This window comes from Methyloversatilis sp. RAC08, from assembly GCF_001713355.1.
In the GTDB taxonomy this organism is placed as follows: domain Bacteria; phylum Pseudomonadota; class Gammaproteobacteria; order Burkholderiales; family Rhodocyclaceae; genus Methyloversatilis.
This window is the reverse complement of the sequence record NZ_CP016448.1, coordinates 688,048-704,456: the sequence shown is the minus strand read 5'-3', so window position 1 is coordinate 704,456 and position 16,409 is coordinate 688,048. Positions and strand designations below refer to the sequence as shown.

Sequence of the window (16,409 nt, the reverse complement as noted above, 5' to 3'; positions counted from 1 at the left end):
TCGTTACCTGTTGATGGTAGGCAATTTCGATGTCGGTATCGAGCCCGGTCAATGGGACGATCGACTGGCGCGTCGAGCGACGTTTGATCGGCAGCACTGCCGGCACGCCCTTGCGCGGATATGGCAACCCGATGCTCAGCGCCTGCCCGCAGGCAGGCGCTGAGCGGGCAGGGGTCTCAGAGGTTGCCGCGTGCCCAGGGGCCGGTGATGGCGACCGTGATGCCGGGGCGGTAGATATTGACGAACAGCACGCGGCCGGTCGGATCGAAGCAGGCGCCGGCGAATTCGGTGCCGCGGTAGTCGCCGGCGGCGACCTGCTTGCCGGCCGCACCGATCTGCGCGGCATCGAGCACGACGTTGTGCTTGCCGAAGATGAAGGCTTCGCCGGCCTTGTTGAGGCCAAGCAGGCGTGCGCCGGTGCCGAAGGCATCGGTCGAGCCGCCGCCGTCCTCGCACAGCACGATGCCGCCGCGCGGGCTGACGGTGATGTTGTCCGGGTTGTTGCCGACGGTCTGGCCACCGCTGACGAAGATGGCGCGCAGGCGCATCGTCGAAAGGGTCAGTTCCCACACGCATCCTTCGCCCTGACCCGGACGACCCGAACCATCGACGCCGGCAGCCGTGTCGATCATGAACATCTTGCCGCCGGCATACCAGATGCCTTCGCCGCGGCTCATGCGGACGCAGCCCTGACTGCGGGCCTGGAAAGTCGGGCCCGCCATGAAGGCGAGGCTGACGCCGCCCGGCTGACCGACCACGACGACCGGGTCGGCGTCCGGGTCGGCGATGTCCACCCATTCCAGTTCGTATTCATCGCCGATGTCGGGATTCAGCAGCCCCACGTCATTGGCCTGTTCCAGCGTGGCGGCGGTGGCCTTGCGCACGATGGTCTTCACGCGAGCCGCCTGCAGCGTGCCGCCGTTGTGCAGGCTGCCCGGTTCGCCGCTGGTGTCGCTGGGTAGATAGCGGAAGAAGCCCGCCACATTGCGGTTGTCTTCGGTTTCATAGACGTAGCCGGTGGTCGGATCGACCGCCACGGCTTCGTGCACGAAGCGCCCCATGCCGACGATGGGGTCGGCGATCGTTTCGGCCGGTTCGGCGCCGACTTCGAATACATAGCCGTGCTTCTTGCCGCCGATCAGCGAAAAGTCGAACACCGTCTCTTCGCAGGTGAGCCAGGTTCCCCAGGGGGTCGGTCCGCCGGCACAGTTGCCGAGCGTGCCGCCGAGCGAAGAGGTGGCGCCGGCCCACTTGTTGTCGCGGAACAGCAGATTGGTGGTGCCGCCCGCGGCGAAGCCGTCGAACGGCAGTGGCGCAGGACCGGCCGGGTTGGTCTGCACGGCAAATCCGCCCGCGCCATTGCTGCCGATGCGGATGGGCACGCTGCCGTAATAGGCGGTGATGATGCCGTTCACGCGGGTCGTCGAGTAGTTGTGCGGCGCGTTGATGGCGTCGTCCAGCGAGAGGGCTACGCCGCGCTCGTGGTTGCGCACCAGCACCAGTTCTGTGCTGCGCCCGGTGCGGCGCGAGGTCACCACGGCCATGCCGTCGGGAAGGTCCGGTGTGCTGCGGCCATCGTCCATGGCGTCAGCCGCCCAGCCGAATGACCGGTAGGTGAAGCCCTTCGGCAGCTGCAGCAGGGGCAGGCCGGTGGTCAGATCATTGACCGGTGCAATCAGGCCGTAAGGCGACGGGGCCGAAACGGTCTGCTTGGCGGTGGCTGCCAGCGCGTTGCTGCTGTACAGCGCGGCCATGACCCCGGTGAACTGGGTTGCGGCGGCGACGCCTGAGCTCTTGAGCAGCAGGCGACGGGCGGGCGAAAATTCTCTGGACGACATCTGCGTTTCCTTCTTCCGGGCGCGCCGCACGGACCATCCGGGCGATCATGCATTCGGAAGCTTGTACGCAGGCTGTTGCAGCGCGTTGACGCGCCGGACCTTCAAAATACGCCGATCGGACTATGCAGGCCGAAGTGCGTCCCGCTCGATCATCGATGGCTGGCCGTGCACCGATGTACGAGCCGCACAGGCAAAAGGTGGCGGAAGGTCTGAGGGCGAAAAGTCGGCGCCACGAGGCGCCCTACACGCCTTACTGGTGGTAGGCGATCTCGATGTCGGTATCGAGTTCAGTGACGCAGTCGAGCACTTGGCTGGTCAAGGTCTGGTCATCATCGCTCCACAGCGCTTCCGGGTCGTCCTCGCGCGTGGACAGCGGCGTGATGTCGAAGTCGATGAACTGGTCGCCGACCTTGAGCACGGTGACGCCCGAGGCGTGGTCCACCAGGGTCCAGTCGTCGGGCACCTGCAGTTCGGCGGTGAGGTGTACGGTCAATGTCTTCATTGCATTCTCCAGTTGGGATGGCCGCACTGTAACGCGCCGGTCGGGTGGTGGGGCGATTGATCTGCAGCGGATCCATGCCGCCTGACCGGCCGGCGCGCAGGCGCGTTCGGTACGATGCGCATCCGGGGCGCGCTTTCGGTTCAGCGATTGCCCGGTCCTCGAAAACGATTTTCCGGAGCTGGAACATGGCGGTGAACCTGATCGAACTTGAATCCGGCCCTGCGCCGACCGCAACCCTCATCGTGCTGCACGGCCTGGGTGCCGACGGCAACGACTTCGTGCCGGTGTGCCGCGCACTGGATCTCGATGCCGTCGGTCCGGTGCGCTTCGTGCTGCCCGACGCGCCGGAACGCCCGGTCACGCGCAATGGCGGCTACATCATGCGCGCCTGGTTCGACGTGTTCGCGCCGGGCTCCGGTATTGATGACGAAGCGGGCATCCGCGCGTCGCAACAGATCGTCGAGGCGCTGATCGCACGCGAAACCGCACGCGGCATGCCGGCGTCGCGCATCGTGCTGATGGGGTTTTCGCAGGGCTGCGCGATGGCGTTGGTGGCCGGCCTGCGCCAGACCGAGCGTCTCGCCGGCATCGCCGGGCTGTCGGGCTATCTGCCGCTGGCCGGCAAGACCGCCGCCGAGCGCAGCGTCGCCAACCGCGATGTGCCGGTTTTTCTGGCGCACGGGCTGAACGACAGCGTGGTCGACATCGACCGCGCGCTGGCAGCGCGCGCCGTGCTCGACGATCTGTCGGTGTCGTACGACTGGCACACCTATGATATGGATCACGAGGTCAGCCCGGACGAAATCGCCGATCTGAACCGCTGGCTGCTGAGGGTGCTGGCCTGATGCCCGGATGACGCCTCACCCCGGCTTCGGCTGACGGGCGGCCAGCAGCTGCGCCAGCTCGACCGCCGAGCGCACGCCCATCTTGTCGAAGATGCGCGCCCGATGCACTTCGACCGTGCGCATCGTCACCCCGAGATCCATCGCGATCACCTTGTTCATCTGGCCGGCCAGCACGCGCTCCATCACTTCCAGCTCGCGGCTGGTGAGCTGGGCGAGGCGCTCATCGATCTCGCGCGCCGCCGCCTGGCGGCTCGACCGCTGATGGTGAATGTCGAGTGCGGCCAGCGCACGGTCGACCAGTTCGTTGTCGTTGAACGGCTTTTCGACGAAATCGAAGGCACCTTTTTTCAGTGCGGCGACCGCCATCGGCACGTCGCCGTGCCCGGTCAGGAAGATGACCGGGATGTCGTGGCCGTTTTCGCGCAGCCATCCGAACAATTCGAGCCCGCTCATGCCGTCCATCCGTATGTCGAGCAGCAGGCAGCCGCAGCGCCCGATCTCGCCACCGGCGATCAGCGCCTCGGCCGATGACCACAGCCGCGCGACATGGCCACGCGAGCGGAACAGCCAGCCGAGCGCATCGCGGATGGCGTCGTCGTCGTCGACGATGAATATCTGGCTCGTGCTCATGTCGACAGTGCCTCGGCGTCGGCCGCCGGCAACTTGAGGATGAACACCGTGCCGCCGCCATCGGCCGCTTCGAACCACAGCCGGCCGTGATGCAGCTCGACGATGGAGCGGCAGATGTTCAGTCCCATGCCCATGCCGTCCGGCTTGGTGGTGAAGAAGGGTGCGAAAAGTTTCTCCGCGATGTCGGGCGGAATGCCGGCGCCGCTGTCGCGCACCGCCACCTGCACGTCCTCGCCGTCGGCCCGGGTATCGATCTGCAGCCGCCGCTTCTCCGCCGAACTGCCGGCCATGGCGTCCATGCCGTTGCGGATCAGGTTCAGCAGTACCTGTTCGATCATCACGCGGTCGGCCAGCACGTCGGCCAGATCCGGTGCCCGAGACGTGGTGATGTGGATGTTGCGCTTGCGGGCATCGGCTTCGATCAGCGCCACCGCGTCATCGACGATGTCGTTCAGCGTGCAGCGCACGCGCTGCGGTTCGGACCGGCGCACGAATTCGTGCACGCGGCGGATGATGGTGCCGGCGCGGCGCGCCTGCGTATTCATCTTCGACAGCGGTTCCCTGAAGTCGGACAGATGTCCGTGGCCGGTTTCGATCATGTTCAGGCAGGCCGTGCTGTAGCTGGAGATGGCCGACAGCGGCTGGTTCAGCTCATGCGCCAGCGTGGACGCCATTTCACCCATCGTGATGAGGCGGCCGGTGAATTGCAGCTGCTCCTGCTGCTGCCGGTACAGCGCCTCGGCCTGCTTGCTTTCGGTGACGTCGAGCACCGAACTCATCCAGCCGACGTGCCGACCCTCGGCATCGACCAGCGGTGCTTCGGAAATCAGTACATCGAAGCGTTCGCCGTCGCGCCGCATGAAGGTCAGTTCGATCGCATCGCGCTTTTCCGCATTGCCGGCGAGGATGCCGTCGTGCAGCGCCCGTATGTGTTCGGCGTGTTCGGGGGCCCAGTAGGGCATCGGAGGGCGCATCGCCATCAATTCCTCGGCGCTCCAGCCCACCATGCGGCAGAACGCCGGATTCACGTGCGTGATGCGGCCTTCGAGGTCGCGCGCGCGCAGGCCGATGATCAGCGAGTTTTCCATCGCGGTGCGAAAGGCGTGTTCTTCGCGCAAGGCGTGTTCGGCGGCGAGCCGGCGATTGAGGTGGCGACGCAGCGCCCACAGGCTCCACAGCATGGTCAGTGCCAGGCCGACCAGGGTGACCACCAGCAAAGCCGGCAGCAGGCGGGTTTCGCTGCGATAGGCGGCGACGCGCAGGCGCAGCCCGTGGCCGGGCGGGTCGAAAGCCACCGAATAGCCCAGGTCGCTGTTGCCGGACGACACCTTCGACTTGCTGGCCAGTACGCGCTCGGTGTTGTCGATCACCTCGACCGCATAGCGCTCGGCAAACCACCAGGGCACCGAGCGCACGAGCATCTGCGACAGCGAGTAGCGGCCGCGCATCCAGCCTCTGCTGGCGCCGAGCGGCACCAGCACGTCGAACTGCACCTCGCCGTCCTGCAATGCCCGCGGCGGCAGATAGACCGCCTGTCCGATCCGGTCCGCCAGTCGGGCCGGTGCGGCGAGTGCGTCATCGGCCGGGTCGATCGCGAGCAGACGTTCGACGCTCAACAAGCCCTGGCCGTTGCTGACGAGGCTGCGCGCGCGCAGTTCGAGGGCCGCCGCGTCAAAACTCTTCTCGGCGGCCTCGCGACCCAGTTGCCCGATCAGTTCCGCGTTGCGATCGAGGTGGAAACGCAAATCCTGTTCCATCCACAGCACGTCGCTGATCAGCGCGGCGCGCTGGTCCTCCTGATCCGTGCTGTGCAGCAGCCAGACCAGCGCCGCGATGGCGGCGAGGAACAGCAGCAGCGCCACGCGCGGCACGACCCAGTACCAGCCCGGCGCCGCGACAGGCGTGGCGCGAGTGCGGAATGCGGATGGAAACGAACGGCTGGTCATTTCTGCAGGGTCCGGAACGGTCCTGGCCGGGAGGAGATCGGCTTTCAATGATACGTCCGACAAAGGTTTCAGCGGCTTCGGATATCCACAGTAAGGTTGTTTCCGAGGTATTCATAAGGCATTGAACGGCGTCTTCCGTGCGACGCCGAAGTCGCATCGGAAATGTAAAAAAAATCACGCTCGGCTCAAGGTACCGGGCCGTTTTCCGTTAAGCCACACAAGTGGCAGGCTTACCTGTCGCGACCTGAATTCAGTGCAGCACACTCCGGGAGAGTGAAGTGACAAGAACAACGGTCTGTGCCCTGCACACGGTATCTGCGGTATTGCTTGGTGCGTGGAGTCTTGCACCGATCGATGTGCCGCTGTGGGTTCGTATGGTGGTTGGCGGTCTTGCCGTGTGCGCCATCGGGTGGACGGCCGTCGTGCTGTGCCGGCGCGAAGCCGTCGCACTGCAACCCACCGAACTTGACACTGCATCACCCGATCCGCTCACACACGCGATGCACGGCAGCCTGGTGCTGGTGTCGTCCGAAGCGGCGCCGATCTGGAAGAGGCAGATCAACAGCGTGCGCAAGCAGGCGGAGGTGGCCATCGGCGAATTGATTCAGCGCTTCTCGGGGCTGGTGGACAAGCTCGACGCCGCCGTGGCGGCTTCGTCGGGCAGCGGACTGTCGGCGGCCAAGGGTGGCGTCGATGGCGTGCTCAAGTCTTCCCAGCTGCAGCTCACCCAGGTACTCGACGGCATGTCGGGCGCGCTGAAGGACAAGAATCTCATGCTGGTGCAGATACGCGAACTGGCCAGTTACGCCGACGATCTGCGCGGCATGGCGAAGTCGGTGCAGCAGGTTGCCGATCAGACCAATCTGCTGGCACTCAACGCCGCCATCGAAGCAGCCCGCGCGGGTGAGGCGGGTCGGGGCTTCGCGGTGGTGGCCGACGAAGTACGCAAACTGTCCACCGCGTCGGGCGATACCGGCAAGAAGATTGCCGAAAAGGCCAAGCTGGTCAGCGACGCCATCCTCACCTCGGCACGGCTGGTCGAAACGTCGACCAGCCGCGACATCGACTCCTTCAAGGTTTCGGAAGCGAGCATCCAGGGTGTGCTTGGCGACTTTTCCCATCTGCTCGACGAATTGGCGCGATCGAACGAAGAACTCCGTCATCAGGCGGAAGGCATCCAGCAGGAAATTTCGGCATCCCTGCCGCACCTGCAGTTTCAGGACCGCATCGACCAGGTGCTCGCCCACGTCTGCGAAAGCTTCGATGAGCTCACGCAGTACGTGTCGGCCAGCCCGGCCGACCAGGCGCCCGACCTGCGTCCGCTGGTCGAGCACCTCGAGCGCCGCTACACGACGCAGGAAGAGCGCGACAACCACGGCGGCTCAGGCCGTGTGGCCAGCAAGTCCAGCGACGATCTCGTTTTCTTTTAGGAGCAGTGACACATGGCAAAGACAATCATGGTGGTGGACGATTCGTCGTCACTGCGCCAGGTGGTCAGCATCGCGCTGAAGAGCGCCGGCTATGACGTATTCGAAGCCTGCGATGGCAAGGACGCACTCGCCAAGCTCACCGGCCAGAAGGTGCACCTCGTGGTGAGCGACGTGAATATGCCGAACATGGATGGCATCACCTTCGTCAAGGAAATGCGCAAGCTGCCGGCCTACAAGTTCACGCCGGTCATCATGCTGACGACCGAAAACCAGGAGTCGAAGAAGGCCGAAGGCCAGGCAGCGGGTGCCAAGGCGTGGATGGTGAAACCGTTCAAGCCTGACCAGATGCTGATGGCCGTATCCAAGCTCTGCCTGCCCTGAACCGAGGCGGAGCGACGACATGGAAATCGAACGCACGGACGACGGTGACGTGACGGAACTGCAGGTGGTGGGTGAGCTCACCATCTTCGGCGCCGCAGACGCCTATGGGTTTCTGACGCGCGTGCTGTCGGAACGACGCGATCTGCGCGTCAACCTTGCCCGGGCCACCGAGGTCGACAGCAGTGGCGTGCAGCTGCTGCTGGCCGCCAAGCGCGCGGCCGAGACGCATGGCCACAGCTTCGAACTGGTGGCGCACAGCGCAGCCATGCTCGAAGTGATGGAACTGCTGCAGCTGAGCCAGATGTTCGGCGATCCGGTCGTCATGCCGGCGCTGGCAGCCTGAACAGAACCAGGACTTCAATCATGAATCTCGAACCCGCCCTTGAGGCCTTCTTCGCCGAAGCGGACGAACTGCTGACCCGGATGGAGGAATCGCTGCTGCAACTGGAAAGCGAGCCGGACAACACCGAACTGATCAACGACATCTTCCGCGCGGCGCACACCATCAAGGGCACCGCCGGCGTGTTCGGATTCGATGATGTCGTCCATTTCACGCACGAAGTCGAAAGTGTGCTGGACCGCGTGCGTGACGGTCAGATGATGGTCAGCAACGATGTGATCGGACTGCTACTTCGCAACAAGGACCATATCGGCGTGCTGGTGCACGCGGTGGCCGACAAGCGCGTGCTCGACGCCGCCCAGCGCGCAGAGGGGAACGCCCAGATGGCGGCATTGCTCGCCTTGCTGGGCAAACAGTCCGGCCAGCCCGCCGCAGGCGTGGTGTTGTCAGCGCCTGCCGACGTGAGCCGCAGCGAGCCGGTCATCGAAGACAGTTGCGAGAACGGAAACTGGCACCTGTCGATCCGGTTTGGTGCCGACGTGCTGCGCAGTGGCATGGATCCGACGTCCTTCCTGCGCTATCTGCGCACGCTGGGCGATATTGTCCATCTCGACACCCTGGTCGACGCCCTGCCTTCCTGGCTGGAGTTCGATCCGGAGTCCTGCTACCTCGGATTCGAAATCGATTTCCGCAGCGACGCCTCGAAGGCGGACATCGAGGGTGTGTTCGAATTCGTGCGCGAAGATTGCGTGCTTCACATCATTCCCCCCTATTCACAGGTTTCCGAGTACATCCGCGTGCTGCGTGCGTTGCCCGAGGACGATCTGAAACTGGGCGAAATGCTCGTGCTGAGCGGTGCGCTGACCCGTTCCGAACTCGAGCGCGGCCTGTCGCTGCAGTCGGAGGCCGCGGCGATGCACGCCGAGGTGCAGGCGACACCGCAGCCGATCGGCGAAATACTCATCGAAGGTGGTGCGGTCAGCGCAGGCGTGGTCGATGCCGCGCTGGCGAAGCAGAAGCAGGTCAAGGACACGAAGGCGCAGGAGGCTCGCTCGCTGCGCATCGACGCCGACAAGCTGGATCAGCTGATCGAACTGGTGGGCGAGCTTGTGGTGGCGAGCGCCGGCGTGCAGAACGTGGCGCAGATGCTTGCGCAGGGTCAGCTGACCGAAGCGAGCGAAGTGCTCACGCGTCTGGTCGAGGAAGTGCGCGACCAGGCACTGTCGCTGCGCATGGTGCAGATCGGCGCCACCTTCCAGCGCTTTCAGCGCGTGGTGCGCGACGTCAGTCGCGAACTGGGCAAGGACATCGAACTGCAGATCAGCGGCGGCGAGACCGATCTCGACAAGACGGTGGTGGAACGCATCGGCGATCCATTGATGCACCTGATCCGCAACTCGATGGACCACGGCATCGAAACAATCGATGACCGGCTGGCCGCAGGCAAGCCGGCGCGCGCGAAGGTGATGCTGAATGCCTACCACGAAGCCGGTGGTGTCGTGATCGACGTGGCCGATGATGGTGGTGGCCTGAACCGCGCCAAGATTCTGCGCAAGGCGGTCGAGCGTGGGCTGGTGTCCGGGGACGCCCAGTTGTCCGAGCGTGAAATCGACCGCCTGATCTTTGCGCCGGGCTTTTCGACCGCCGACCAGGTGAGCAATCTGTCCGGCCGTGGTGTCGGCATGGACGTGGTCCGGCGCGACATCGAAGCGCTGCGCGGCACGGTAGATATCGATACCGAGCCGGGCAAGGGCACGCGCATCCGGATTCGCCTGCCGCTGACGCTGGCCATCATCGACGGCTTCCGGGTCGGCATCGACAAGGCCAGCTTCGTGCTGCCGGTCGACATGATCGTCGAATGCGTCGAACTGGCCGGCGCCATCCGTGACGCTGCGCGCACGCGCGGCTACCTCGACATGCGCGGAGAAGTGCTGCCGCTGCTCTGGTTGCGCGAAGCTTTCGATATGGACAGCGCTGCACCTGAGCGGCGCGAGAACGTGGTGGTCGTGCAGTTCGGCCAGACCAAGGCCGGCATCGTCGTCGATCAGCTGATGGGTGAGCACCAGACCGTCATCCGGCCGCTGGGCAAGCTGTTCAGTGCGCTGCGCGGCGTCAGTGGATCGACCATCCTGGGCAGCGGCGAGATCGCCCTGATTCTGGACGTGCCGGGATTGATGAAGCTGGCCGGCAGCGCGGGTACAGCGGCGGCAGGCATTACTGAAATGCAGGGGCAGACACCGCGCCAGGTGGCGACGCCTGCCTGATGGTGTCACGCACGCCGTATTGACACGACGCGTGCGGGTTGAGGCCGGCCGGTTGGCGGGTGGAAAACAGGGATGCGGAAGAGCTTGGACCCGATTTCAGTGATGCATTGACGCTCGGGGTCGATTCGGAATGTTGTCAATTTAAGGAGTACTTGTCGTGTTTTCCAATATAAAGATCGGTGTACGGTTGATTGTCGCCTTCATGGCGCTCGCGATCATCACTGCGGTTGTCGGATGGGTGGGCATATCGAATTCGGGCAGGATCAATTCGATGGCGGATGATCTCTACAACAAGGAATTGCTCGGTCTGTCTTACATCAAGGAGGCGAACATCAACCTCATCTACATCGGCCGGGCGCGCGGCAACGCGCTGCTTGCCGAGACCGCGGAGGACCGCGAGCAGCGTCTGGCTTCGATCGAAAAGTACTCGGCTTCGATCCAGGACTACATCCAGAAGGCGAGGCCGTTGTTCTACACCGACGAAGCGAAGCGGCTGTTTTCCGTGTTCGACACCTCGTGGGCGACCTACCAGCAGGAAATGCAGCGCATGGCGGTCATGATCCGCAAGCAGCCCCTGGCGACCAAGGACGCCGAATTGACGGCCATGCTGGAAAGCGGGCGCCAGAATGCGAACGTGCTCGACGAGACGCTGACCGCGCTGACCAAGGTCAAGGAGGGCCGTGCCCTCGACGCGTCGAACGAAACGACGCGTATCTATGAAAGCGGTCGCATGAACATGATCATATTGATCGTGGGCGGCATGCTTGCCGGGCTGGCTTTGGGCTTTCTGATCAGTCGCAGCGTGACCAAGCCTCTGGGCGTTGCGGTCGATGTTGCAAATCGTCTGGCGGGTGGTGATTTGACGGTGTCCATCGACGTGACATCGAAGGATGAGACCGGGCAGCTGCTGCAGGCGCTGAAGAGCATGGTGGTCAAGCTCGAGTCGGTCGTGTCGGAAGTGAATGGCAGTGCGGACAGTCTGGCGAGCGCCTCGGAAGAGGTGTCGGCGACCGCGCAGTCGCTGAGCCAGGGGGCGAGCGAACAGTCGGCAGGTGTCGAGGAAACGTCTGCGTCGGTCGAACAGATGTCTGCGTCGGTCAACCAGAACAGTGAAAACGCCCGGGTGACCGATGGCATCGCGACGCAGGCTTCACGCGAAGCGGCCGAAGGCGGCGAAGCGGTGAAGCTTACGGTCGAAGCAATGCGCAAGATTGCCGAGCGCATTTCCATCATCGACGACATCGCCTACCAGACGAATCTGCTGGCGCTGAATGCGGCGATCGAGGCCGCGCGCGCCGGCAGCCATGGCCGCGGCTTCGCGGTGGTGGCGACCGAAGTGCGCAAGCTGGCCGAGCGCTCGCAGATCGCGGCGCAGGAAATCGGCAGCGTGGCGAACGAATCGCTGAAGGTTGCAGCGCGCGCCGGTGACGTGCTGGAACAGCTCGTTCCGTCGATCCAGCGCACGTCGGATCTGGTGCAGGAGATTTCGGCCGCTTCGGGCGAACAGGCCAGTGGCGTGTCGCAGATCAACAGCGCGATGAGCCAGTTGAGCCAGACGGTGCAGCAGACGGCGTCGGCGTCGGAAGAACTGGCCGCCACGGCAGAAGAAATGAGCGGCCAGGCGCAGCAACTGCAACAGGCGATGAGCTTCTTCCGCCTGAACAACAGCTCGCCGGCCCAGTCGCAGTCGTCAAATCGCTCACCTGTCAGGTCGTCGCGGGCACGTCCGGCGACGAACGCGTCCGAGGCGCCTTCAGAGACCGACTTCTCACGCTTCTGAGGACTTTCCGCTGACGGTCGCACATCAGTTGCGACCGCGAATGGTCCGGCTCGTGCTCCGACTTCGGCCGCTGCGACAGACCACGACGGTGTCTGGCGGCAACGCCCGCATGTGCGGGCAGGAGCGCGCGGATCGAGCGCAGCGGTGATGACGATTTCACACGTTTCTAGGGAGTGGGCGACATGAATTCACGCCATGCATTGGCACTGGCAGTCGTAGATGAAGACGACTCTGCGGCGGAGCAGCAGCAGCAGTACCTGACCTTCAGGCTGGGCGACGAAAGCTATGCGCTGGGCTTGTTGTCGGTGAAGGAAATCATCGAATACGGCGGTGTGACGCAGGTGCCGATGATGCCGGGCTTCGTACGCGGGGTGATCAATCTGCGCGGGCGGGTGGTGCCGGTGATCGATCTGGCGAACCGGCTGCGCAGCGACAGCGCTGCGGTGACGCGACGGACCTGCATCGTCATCGTGGAGGTGACGAACGACGGTGAGGCGCAGGACATGGGGATCATCGTGGATGCGGTGAGTCAGGTGGTCGACATTCCGCCGCAGTCGGTGGAGCCCGGGCCGTCCTTCGGTGCGAAGGTGAGGGCGGACTTCATCGCCGGCATGGGCAAGCTGGATGACGGCTTCGTGATCATGCTGGACATCGACCGCGTGCTCGCCGGCGAAGACATGGTGGCGGTCAATGACATGAAAGCCGCTGGCTGACCACGGGAGCCCTTGCATGAGCGCTGCAGTCCCGGCTTTTGCCGGCAGCCCGCCCGGGAGACCGGCGGCTGCATCCTTCCCGCCGCCGATCAGCGATGCCGATTTCCGTTGCTTCCAGCGCTGGTTGCATGAGGTGGCGGGCATTGCGCTCGCCGACCACAAGAAGACGCTGCTCATGGGACGCCTGGCCAAACGGCTGGCACCGTGTGGCGCAGGTGGCTGGAGTGCCTACTTCGAACTGCTGATGGAAGGAAGCCGACCGGGTGAATTGCAGGTCGCGATCGATCTTCTGACCACGAACGAAACCTATTTCTTCCGCGAACCGGCCCATTTCAGCTTCCTCCGCGATCACCTGCTGAACGGCTTCGAGGGCAGCGAGCCGCTGCGGATATGGAGCGCGGCGAGTTCGTCCGGCGAGGAGATCTACACGCTGGCGATGGTGCTGGCCGATACGCTGGGCATGGGACGTCGCTGGGAAATATTCGGCTCGGACCTGAGTACGCGGGTGCTCGAAACGGCCCGCCGTGCTCACTATCCGATGGCGCGTGCAGAGAAGATTCCGCCCGCTTTCCTGAAGCGCTTCTGCCTCAAGGGCACCGGTCCGCAGGAAGGGACCTTCCTCATCGACCGGTCCCTGCGCGAAAGGGTGTCGTTTGCCCAGATCAACCTGAACGAGAACTTGCCCGACATCGGCATGTTCGACATCGTGTTCATACGCAATGTGATGATCTACTTCGACCCGGAGACAAAGCGTCAGGTCATGGCACGCGTGCTGTCGAGGCTGAAACCGCACGGCCATGTTTTCGTGAGCCATTCTGAAAACCTGCACGGCGTGACTGGCCGCGTGGAGATCGTCAAGCCCTCGATCTACAGGCTCAAATGATGATATGTGCATGACGCGGCTGACGCCGATCGAGATTTATCTGAAGCCCGGAGAGCTGTTCTTTGGTGATGAAACGACACGCCTGCGCACCATACTGGGTTCGTGCGTCGCGATCACGATGTGGCATCCAGGCCGCCGGATGGGTGGCATGTGTCATTTCATGCTGCCCGGCGGCGGCCATCCGGATCGGGCTGGCGATGGACTGAGTCCGCGATTCGCCGAAGGCGCCTTGAATTCCATGATCCGGGAGGCAAGACGCTTGGGCACGCGCGAGCTTGACTACACTTTCAAGCTGTTCGGCGGGGGCAACATGTTTCCTGGCATTGCCGGGCGCCAGCAGGTTCCGATAGGCGAAGCCAATGTGCAGCGCGCGCGGACATTGCTTGGTGAATTGGGCGTGCGGCCGGTGGCCGAACACACGGGCGGATACGGCCAGCGTGTGCTGGTGATGGACGTGAGCAACGGGGTGGTATGGATGCGTCATGACGACACCCGCTCCGGCGCTGGCGTGAACACCCATGGAGAACTTGCATGCTGAGCCAGACTGCCGCCAAGACGCCGGCACCGGTCGGCGCCCGTATTCGCGTTCTGATCGTCGATGATTCGGCAGTGGTACGCCAGGTGCTGTCGGAACTGCTGTCCGCCGACCCTCAGATACGCGTCATCGCGACCGCGTCCGACCCGCTGGTGGCCTTCGAACGATTGAAGGTCGAGTGGCCGGATGTCATCGTGACGGACGTCGAAATGCCCCGCATGGATGGCGTCACCTTCGTGCGCCGCATCATGTCGGAACGCCCGACGCCCATCGTCGTCTGTTCGTCGCTGACCGAGAAGGGCGCGGAAACGACGATGGAAGTGCTGGCCGCAGGCGCCATCAGCGTGGTGACAAAGCCGAAGATCGGGATCAAGCAGTTCCTGCACGAATCGGCCCATGCATTGACCGATGCCGTGAAGGCCGCAGCGCGCGCGCGCGTCGGCAGGCCGCGTGTCGCACCGGTACCCGGCCCGAAGGCCGGTCCCAAGCTGACGGCCGACGCCATGTTGCCGCCGGTCATGGGCGAAGCCATGCGCATGACGACCGACAAGCTGATCGCACTGGGTACCTCGACCGGCGGCACGCAGGCGCTGGAAGCCGTGCTGACGCAGCTGCCGCGCGTGTCGCCCGGCATTGTGGTCGTGCAGCATATGCCCGAACGCTTTACCGCAGCGTTCGCGGCGCGTCTCGACAGCATCTGCGAAATCCACGTCAAGGAGGCCGTGAACGGCGATCGCGTGATCCCGGGTGTGGCGCTGATTGCGCCCGGCGGGCGCCACATGATGCTCAGGCGCAATGGCGCGCAGTATGTTGTCGAGGTCAGCGACGGCCCGCTGGTGAATCGCCACAAGCCGTCGGTCGACGTGCTGTTCCGATCGGTTGCCAAGTACGCGGGCAAGAACGCGCTGGGCATCATCATGACCGGCATGGGCGACGACGGTGCCCGCGGACTGAAGGAAATGCGCGACGCCGGCGCCACCACCTGCGCCCAGGATGAGGCCAGTTGCGTGGTGTTCGGCATGCCCAAGGAGGCGATCAAGCTCGGCGCAGCCGAGCACGTGATCGCGCTTGAGCAGATTCCCGGAATGATCAATCGCTACGGCAAGTGAGGCGGATCGCCGGCGCGCCCGTGTCCGGCGCTTTCCGATCGGTTGCGCAGATCCGCAACGCGGTTGCGGATATCCACAATGGCCTTCGTGCAGTGACGCGCCCAGAATTTGGGCATCACACGGGCGGTTCGCGTCCGGTGCATCCATAAAGGAGGAGACCTCATGAAACTTCATTCGATGTTGTTCGGCCTGATTGCGCTCGGCCTGACCCCGTTTGCCGCTGCACAACAGCCCATCGTGATCAAGTTCAGCCACGTCGTGGCGACCGAAACACCGAAGGGCAAGGCGGCCGACTTTTTCAAGAAGCGCGCCGAGGAACTGACCGGCGGCAAGGTGAAGGTCGAGGTCTATCCGAACAGCCAGCTGTACAAGGACAAGGAAGAGATGGAGGCGTTGCAGCTGGGTGCCGTGCAGATGCTGGCACCGTCGCTGGCCAAGTTCGGCCCGCTGGGCGTCAAGGAATTCGAGGTGTTCGACCTGCCGTTCATCTTCGACGGCTACGCCGACCTGCACAAGGTGACCAAGGGCCCGATCGGCGCCGGCATCCTGAAGAAGCTCGATTCCAAGGGCATCATCGGTCTGGCGTTCTGGGACAACGGCTTCAAGTCCTTCTCGGCCAATACGCCGATCAGGACGCCGGCCGACCTGAAGGCGAAGAAGTTGCGCATCCAGTCGTCCAAGGTGCTTGAAGAGCAGATGCGCAGCATCGGTGCGCTGCCGCAGGTGATGGCGTTCTCCGAGGCCTATCAGGCGCTGCAGACCGGCGTGGTCGATGGTACCGAAAACCCGCACTCCAACATGTACACGCAGAAGATGCACGAGGTGCAGAAGCACATGGCGGTGACCGACCATGGCTATCTCGGCTACGCGGTCATCGTGAACAAGAAGTTCTGGGACGGTCTGCCGGCCGACGTGCGCGGCCAGCTTGATGTGGCGATGAAGGAATCGACCGAGTACGCGAACAAGATCGCCAAGGAAGAGAACGACGCCTCGCTCGAAGGCATCCGCAAGAGCGGCAAGACGCAGGTCTATGTGCCGACGGCCGACGAGCGCCTGGCGTTCAAGCGCGCCATGGTACCGGTGCACAAGAAGATGGAAGGCCGCATCGGTCGCGAACTGATCGATGCCATCTACAAGGAAACGGCATTCGATCCGTCGAAGCTGTAAGCCGCTCGATCCGGTTGCTGCCCGGTCGGGTGGCAACCGCCTGATT

The 16,409-nt window shown here is 64.0% G+C and carries 14 protein-coding genes and 1 pseudogene; 11 read left to right on the top strand and 4 right to left on the bottom strand.

Annotated features, from left to right (window positions below; translation table 11 throughout):
- Positions 1-176: 176 nt before the first annotated feature.
- Both BSY238_RS03175 and BSY238_RS03170 read right to left on the bottom strand, forming a co-directional pair.
- Positions 177-1,838, bottom strand: coding sequence for a PhoX family protein (locus BSY238_RS03175; protein ID WP_069040419.1), 1,662 nt, complete (start codon positions 1,836-1,838; stop codon positions 177-179).
- A gap of 250 nt (positions 1,839-2,088) precedes the next feature.
- Positions 2,089-2,340: a hypothetical protein gene (locus BSY238_RS03170; RefSeq protein ID WP_069037868.1), complete on the bottom strand. Its 252-nt coding sequence runs from the start codon at positions 2,338-2,340 to the stop codon at positions 2,089-2,091.
- Positions 2,341-2,525: 185 nt separating this feature from the next.
- On the opposite strand from BSY238_RS03170, the gene BSY238_RS03165 reads away from it, so the two are divergent.
- Positions 2,526-3,185, top strand: a complete 660-nt coding sequence (locus BSY238_RS03165; RefSeq protein ID WP_069037867.1) for an alpha/beta hydrolase — start codon at positions 2,526-2,528, stop codon at positions 3,183-3,185.
- A gap of 15 nt (positions 3,186-3,200) precedes the next feature.
- Here BSY238_RS03165 and BSY238_RS03160 read toward each other — a convergent pair whose 3' ends face one another.
- A complete protein-coding gene (locus tag BSY238_RS03160; protein WP_069037866.1) occupies positions 3,201-3,815 on the bottom strand; it encodes a response regulator transcription factor in 615 nt (204 codons plus the stop codon).
- A complete protein-coding gene (locus tag BSY238_RS03155; RefSeq protein WP_083223902.1) occupies positions 3,812-5,761 on the bottom strand; it encodes a sensor histidine kinase in 1,950 nt (649 codons plus the stop codon). Before BSY238_RS03155 ends, BSY238_RS03160 begins: the two co-directional genes overlap by 4 nt.
- A gap of 824 nt (positions 5,762-6,585) precedes the next feature.
- On the opposite strand from BSY238_RS03155, the pseudogene BSY238_RS19040 reads away from it, so the two are divergent.
- The 10 genes and pseudogenes from BSY238_RS19040 to BSY238_RS03105 form a co-directional block, all read left to right on the top strand.
- Positions 6,586-7,191, top strand: a pseudogene (locus tag BSY238_RS19040) (methyl-accepting chemotaxis protein); the annotation flags it as partial.
- Between the two features lie 12 nt (positions 7,192-7,203).
- Entirely contained in the window at positions 7,204-7,572 is a 369-nt protein-coding gene (locus BSY238_RS03145) for a response regulator (RefSeq protein ID WP_069037865.1), read from the top strand.
- 19 nt (positions 7,573-7,591) lie between these two features.
- Positions 7,592-7,915: an STAS domain-containing protein gene (locus BSY238_RS03140; protein ID WP_069037864.1), complete on the top strand. Its 324-nt coding sequence runs from the start codon at positions 7,592-7,594 to the stop codon at positions 7,913-7,915.
- Between the two features lie 20 nt (positions 7,916-7,935).
- Positions 7,936-10,176: a chemotaxis protein CheA gene (locus tag BSY238_RS03135; RefSeq protein ID WP_069037863.1), complete on the top strand. Its 2,241-nt coding sequence runs from the start codon at positions 7,936-7,938 to the stop codon at positions 10,174-10,176.
- Positions 10,177-10,333: 157 nt separating this feature from the next.
- Positions 10,334-11,956 carry a methyl-accepting chemotaxis protein gene (locus tag BSY238_RS03130; protein ID WP_069037862.1) on the top strand — a complete coding sequence of 541 codons (1,623 nt, stop codon included), beginning with the start codon at positions 10,334-10,336 and terminating at the stop codon, positions 11,954-11,956.
- A gap of 182 nt (positions 11,957-12,138) precedes the next feature.
- Positions 12,139-12,669 (top strand): chemotaxis protein CheW, encoded by a 531-nt coding sequence (locus BSY238_RS03125; protein ID WP_190295046.1) that lies wholly within the window; start codon positions 12,139-12,141, stop codon positions 12,667-12,669.
- A 16-nt stretch (positions 12,670-12,685) separates the two neighbouring features.
- Entirely contained in the window at positions 12,686-13,552 is an 867-nt protein-coding gene (locus BSY238_RS03120) for a CheR family methyltransferase (RefSeq protein WP_083223900.1), read from the top strand.
- Positions 13,553-13,562: 10 nt separating this feature from the next.
- Complete coding sequence (locus tag BSY238_RS03115; protein WP_150123868.1) at positions 13,563-14,090, top strand: chemotaxis protein CheD; 528 nt, start codon at positions 13,563-13,565, stop codon at positions 14,088-14,090.
- Complete coding sequence (locus BSY238_RS03110) at positions 14,084-15,196, top strand: protein-glutamate methylesterase/protein-glutamine glutaminase (RefSeq protein ID WP_069037860.1); 1,113 nt, start codon at positions 14,084-14,086, stop codon at positions 15,194-15,196. Before BSY238_RS03115 ends, BSY238_RS03110 begins: the two co-directional genes overlap by 7 nt.
- A 162-nt stretch (positions 15,197-15,358) precedes the next feature.
- Positions 15,359-16,363 (top strand): TRAP transporter substrate-binding protein, encoded by a 1,005-nt coding sequence (locus BSY238_RS03105; RefSeq protein WP_069037859.1) that lies wholly within the window; start codon positions 15,359-15,361, stop codon positions 16,361-16,363.
- Positions 16,364-16,409: the final 46 nt, after the last annotated feature.

Excerpts from the sequence above, each read along its gene's own strand:
- BSY238_RS03135 (WP_069037863.1), top strand. The coding sequence starts at position 7,936 with ATGAATCTCGAACCCGCCCTTGAGGCCTTCTTCGCCGAAGCGGACGAA.
- BSY238_RS03115 (WP_150123868.1), top strand. The coding sequence starts at position 13,563 with ATGACGCGGCTGACGCCGATCGAGATTTATCTGAAGCCCGGAGAGCTG.
- BSY238_RS03170 (WP_069037868.1), bottom strand. The coding sequence starts at position 2,340 with ATGAAGACATTGACCGTACACCTCACCGCCGAACTGCAGGTGCCCGAC.
- BSY238_RS03175 (WP_069040419.1), bottom strand. The coding sequence starts at position 1,838 with ATGTCGTCCAGAGAATTTTCGCCCGCCCGTCGCCTGCTGCTCAAGAGC.
- BSY238_RS03105 (WP_069037859.1), top strand. The coding sequence starts at position 15,359 with ATGAAACTTCATTCGATGTTGTTCGGCCTGATTGCGCTCGGCCTGACC.
- BSY238_RS03145 (WP_069037865.1), top strand. The coding sequence starts at position 7,204 with ATGGCAAAGACAATCATGGTGGTGGACGATTCGTCGTCACTGCGCCAG.
- BSY238_RS03125 (WP_190295046.1), top strand. The coding sequence starts at position 12,139 with ATGAATTCACGCCATGCATTGGCACTGGCAGTCGTAGATGAAGACGAC.
- BSY238_RS03110 (WP_069037860.1), top strand. The coding sequence starts at position 14,084 with ATGCTGAGCCAGACTGCCGCCAAGACGCCGGCACCGGTCGGCGCCCGT.
- BSY238_RS03120 (WP_083223900.1), top strand. The coding sequence starts at position 12,686 with ATGAGCGCTGCAGTCCCGGCTTTTGCCGGCAGCCCGCCCGGGAGACCG.
- BSY238_RS03140 (WP_069037864.1), top strand. The coding sequence starts at position 7,592 with ATGGAAATCGAACGCACGGACGACGGTGACGTGACGGAACTGCAGGTG.
- BSY238_RS03155 (WP_083223902.1), bottom strand. The coding sequence starts at position 5,761 with ATGACCAGCCGTTCGTTTCCATCCGCATTCCGCACTCGCGCCACGCCT.
- BSY238_RS03160 (WP_069037866.1), bottom strand. The coding sequence starts at position 3,815 with ATGAGCACGAGCCAGATATTCATCGTCGACGACGACGACGCCATCCGC.
- BSY238_RS03165 (WP_069037867.1), top strand. The coding sequence starts at position 2,526 with ATGGCGGTGAACCTGATCGAACTTGAATCCGGCCCTGCGCCGACCGCA.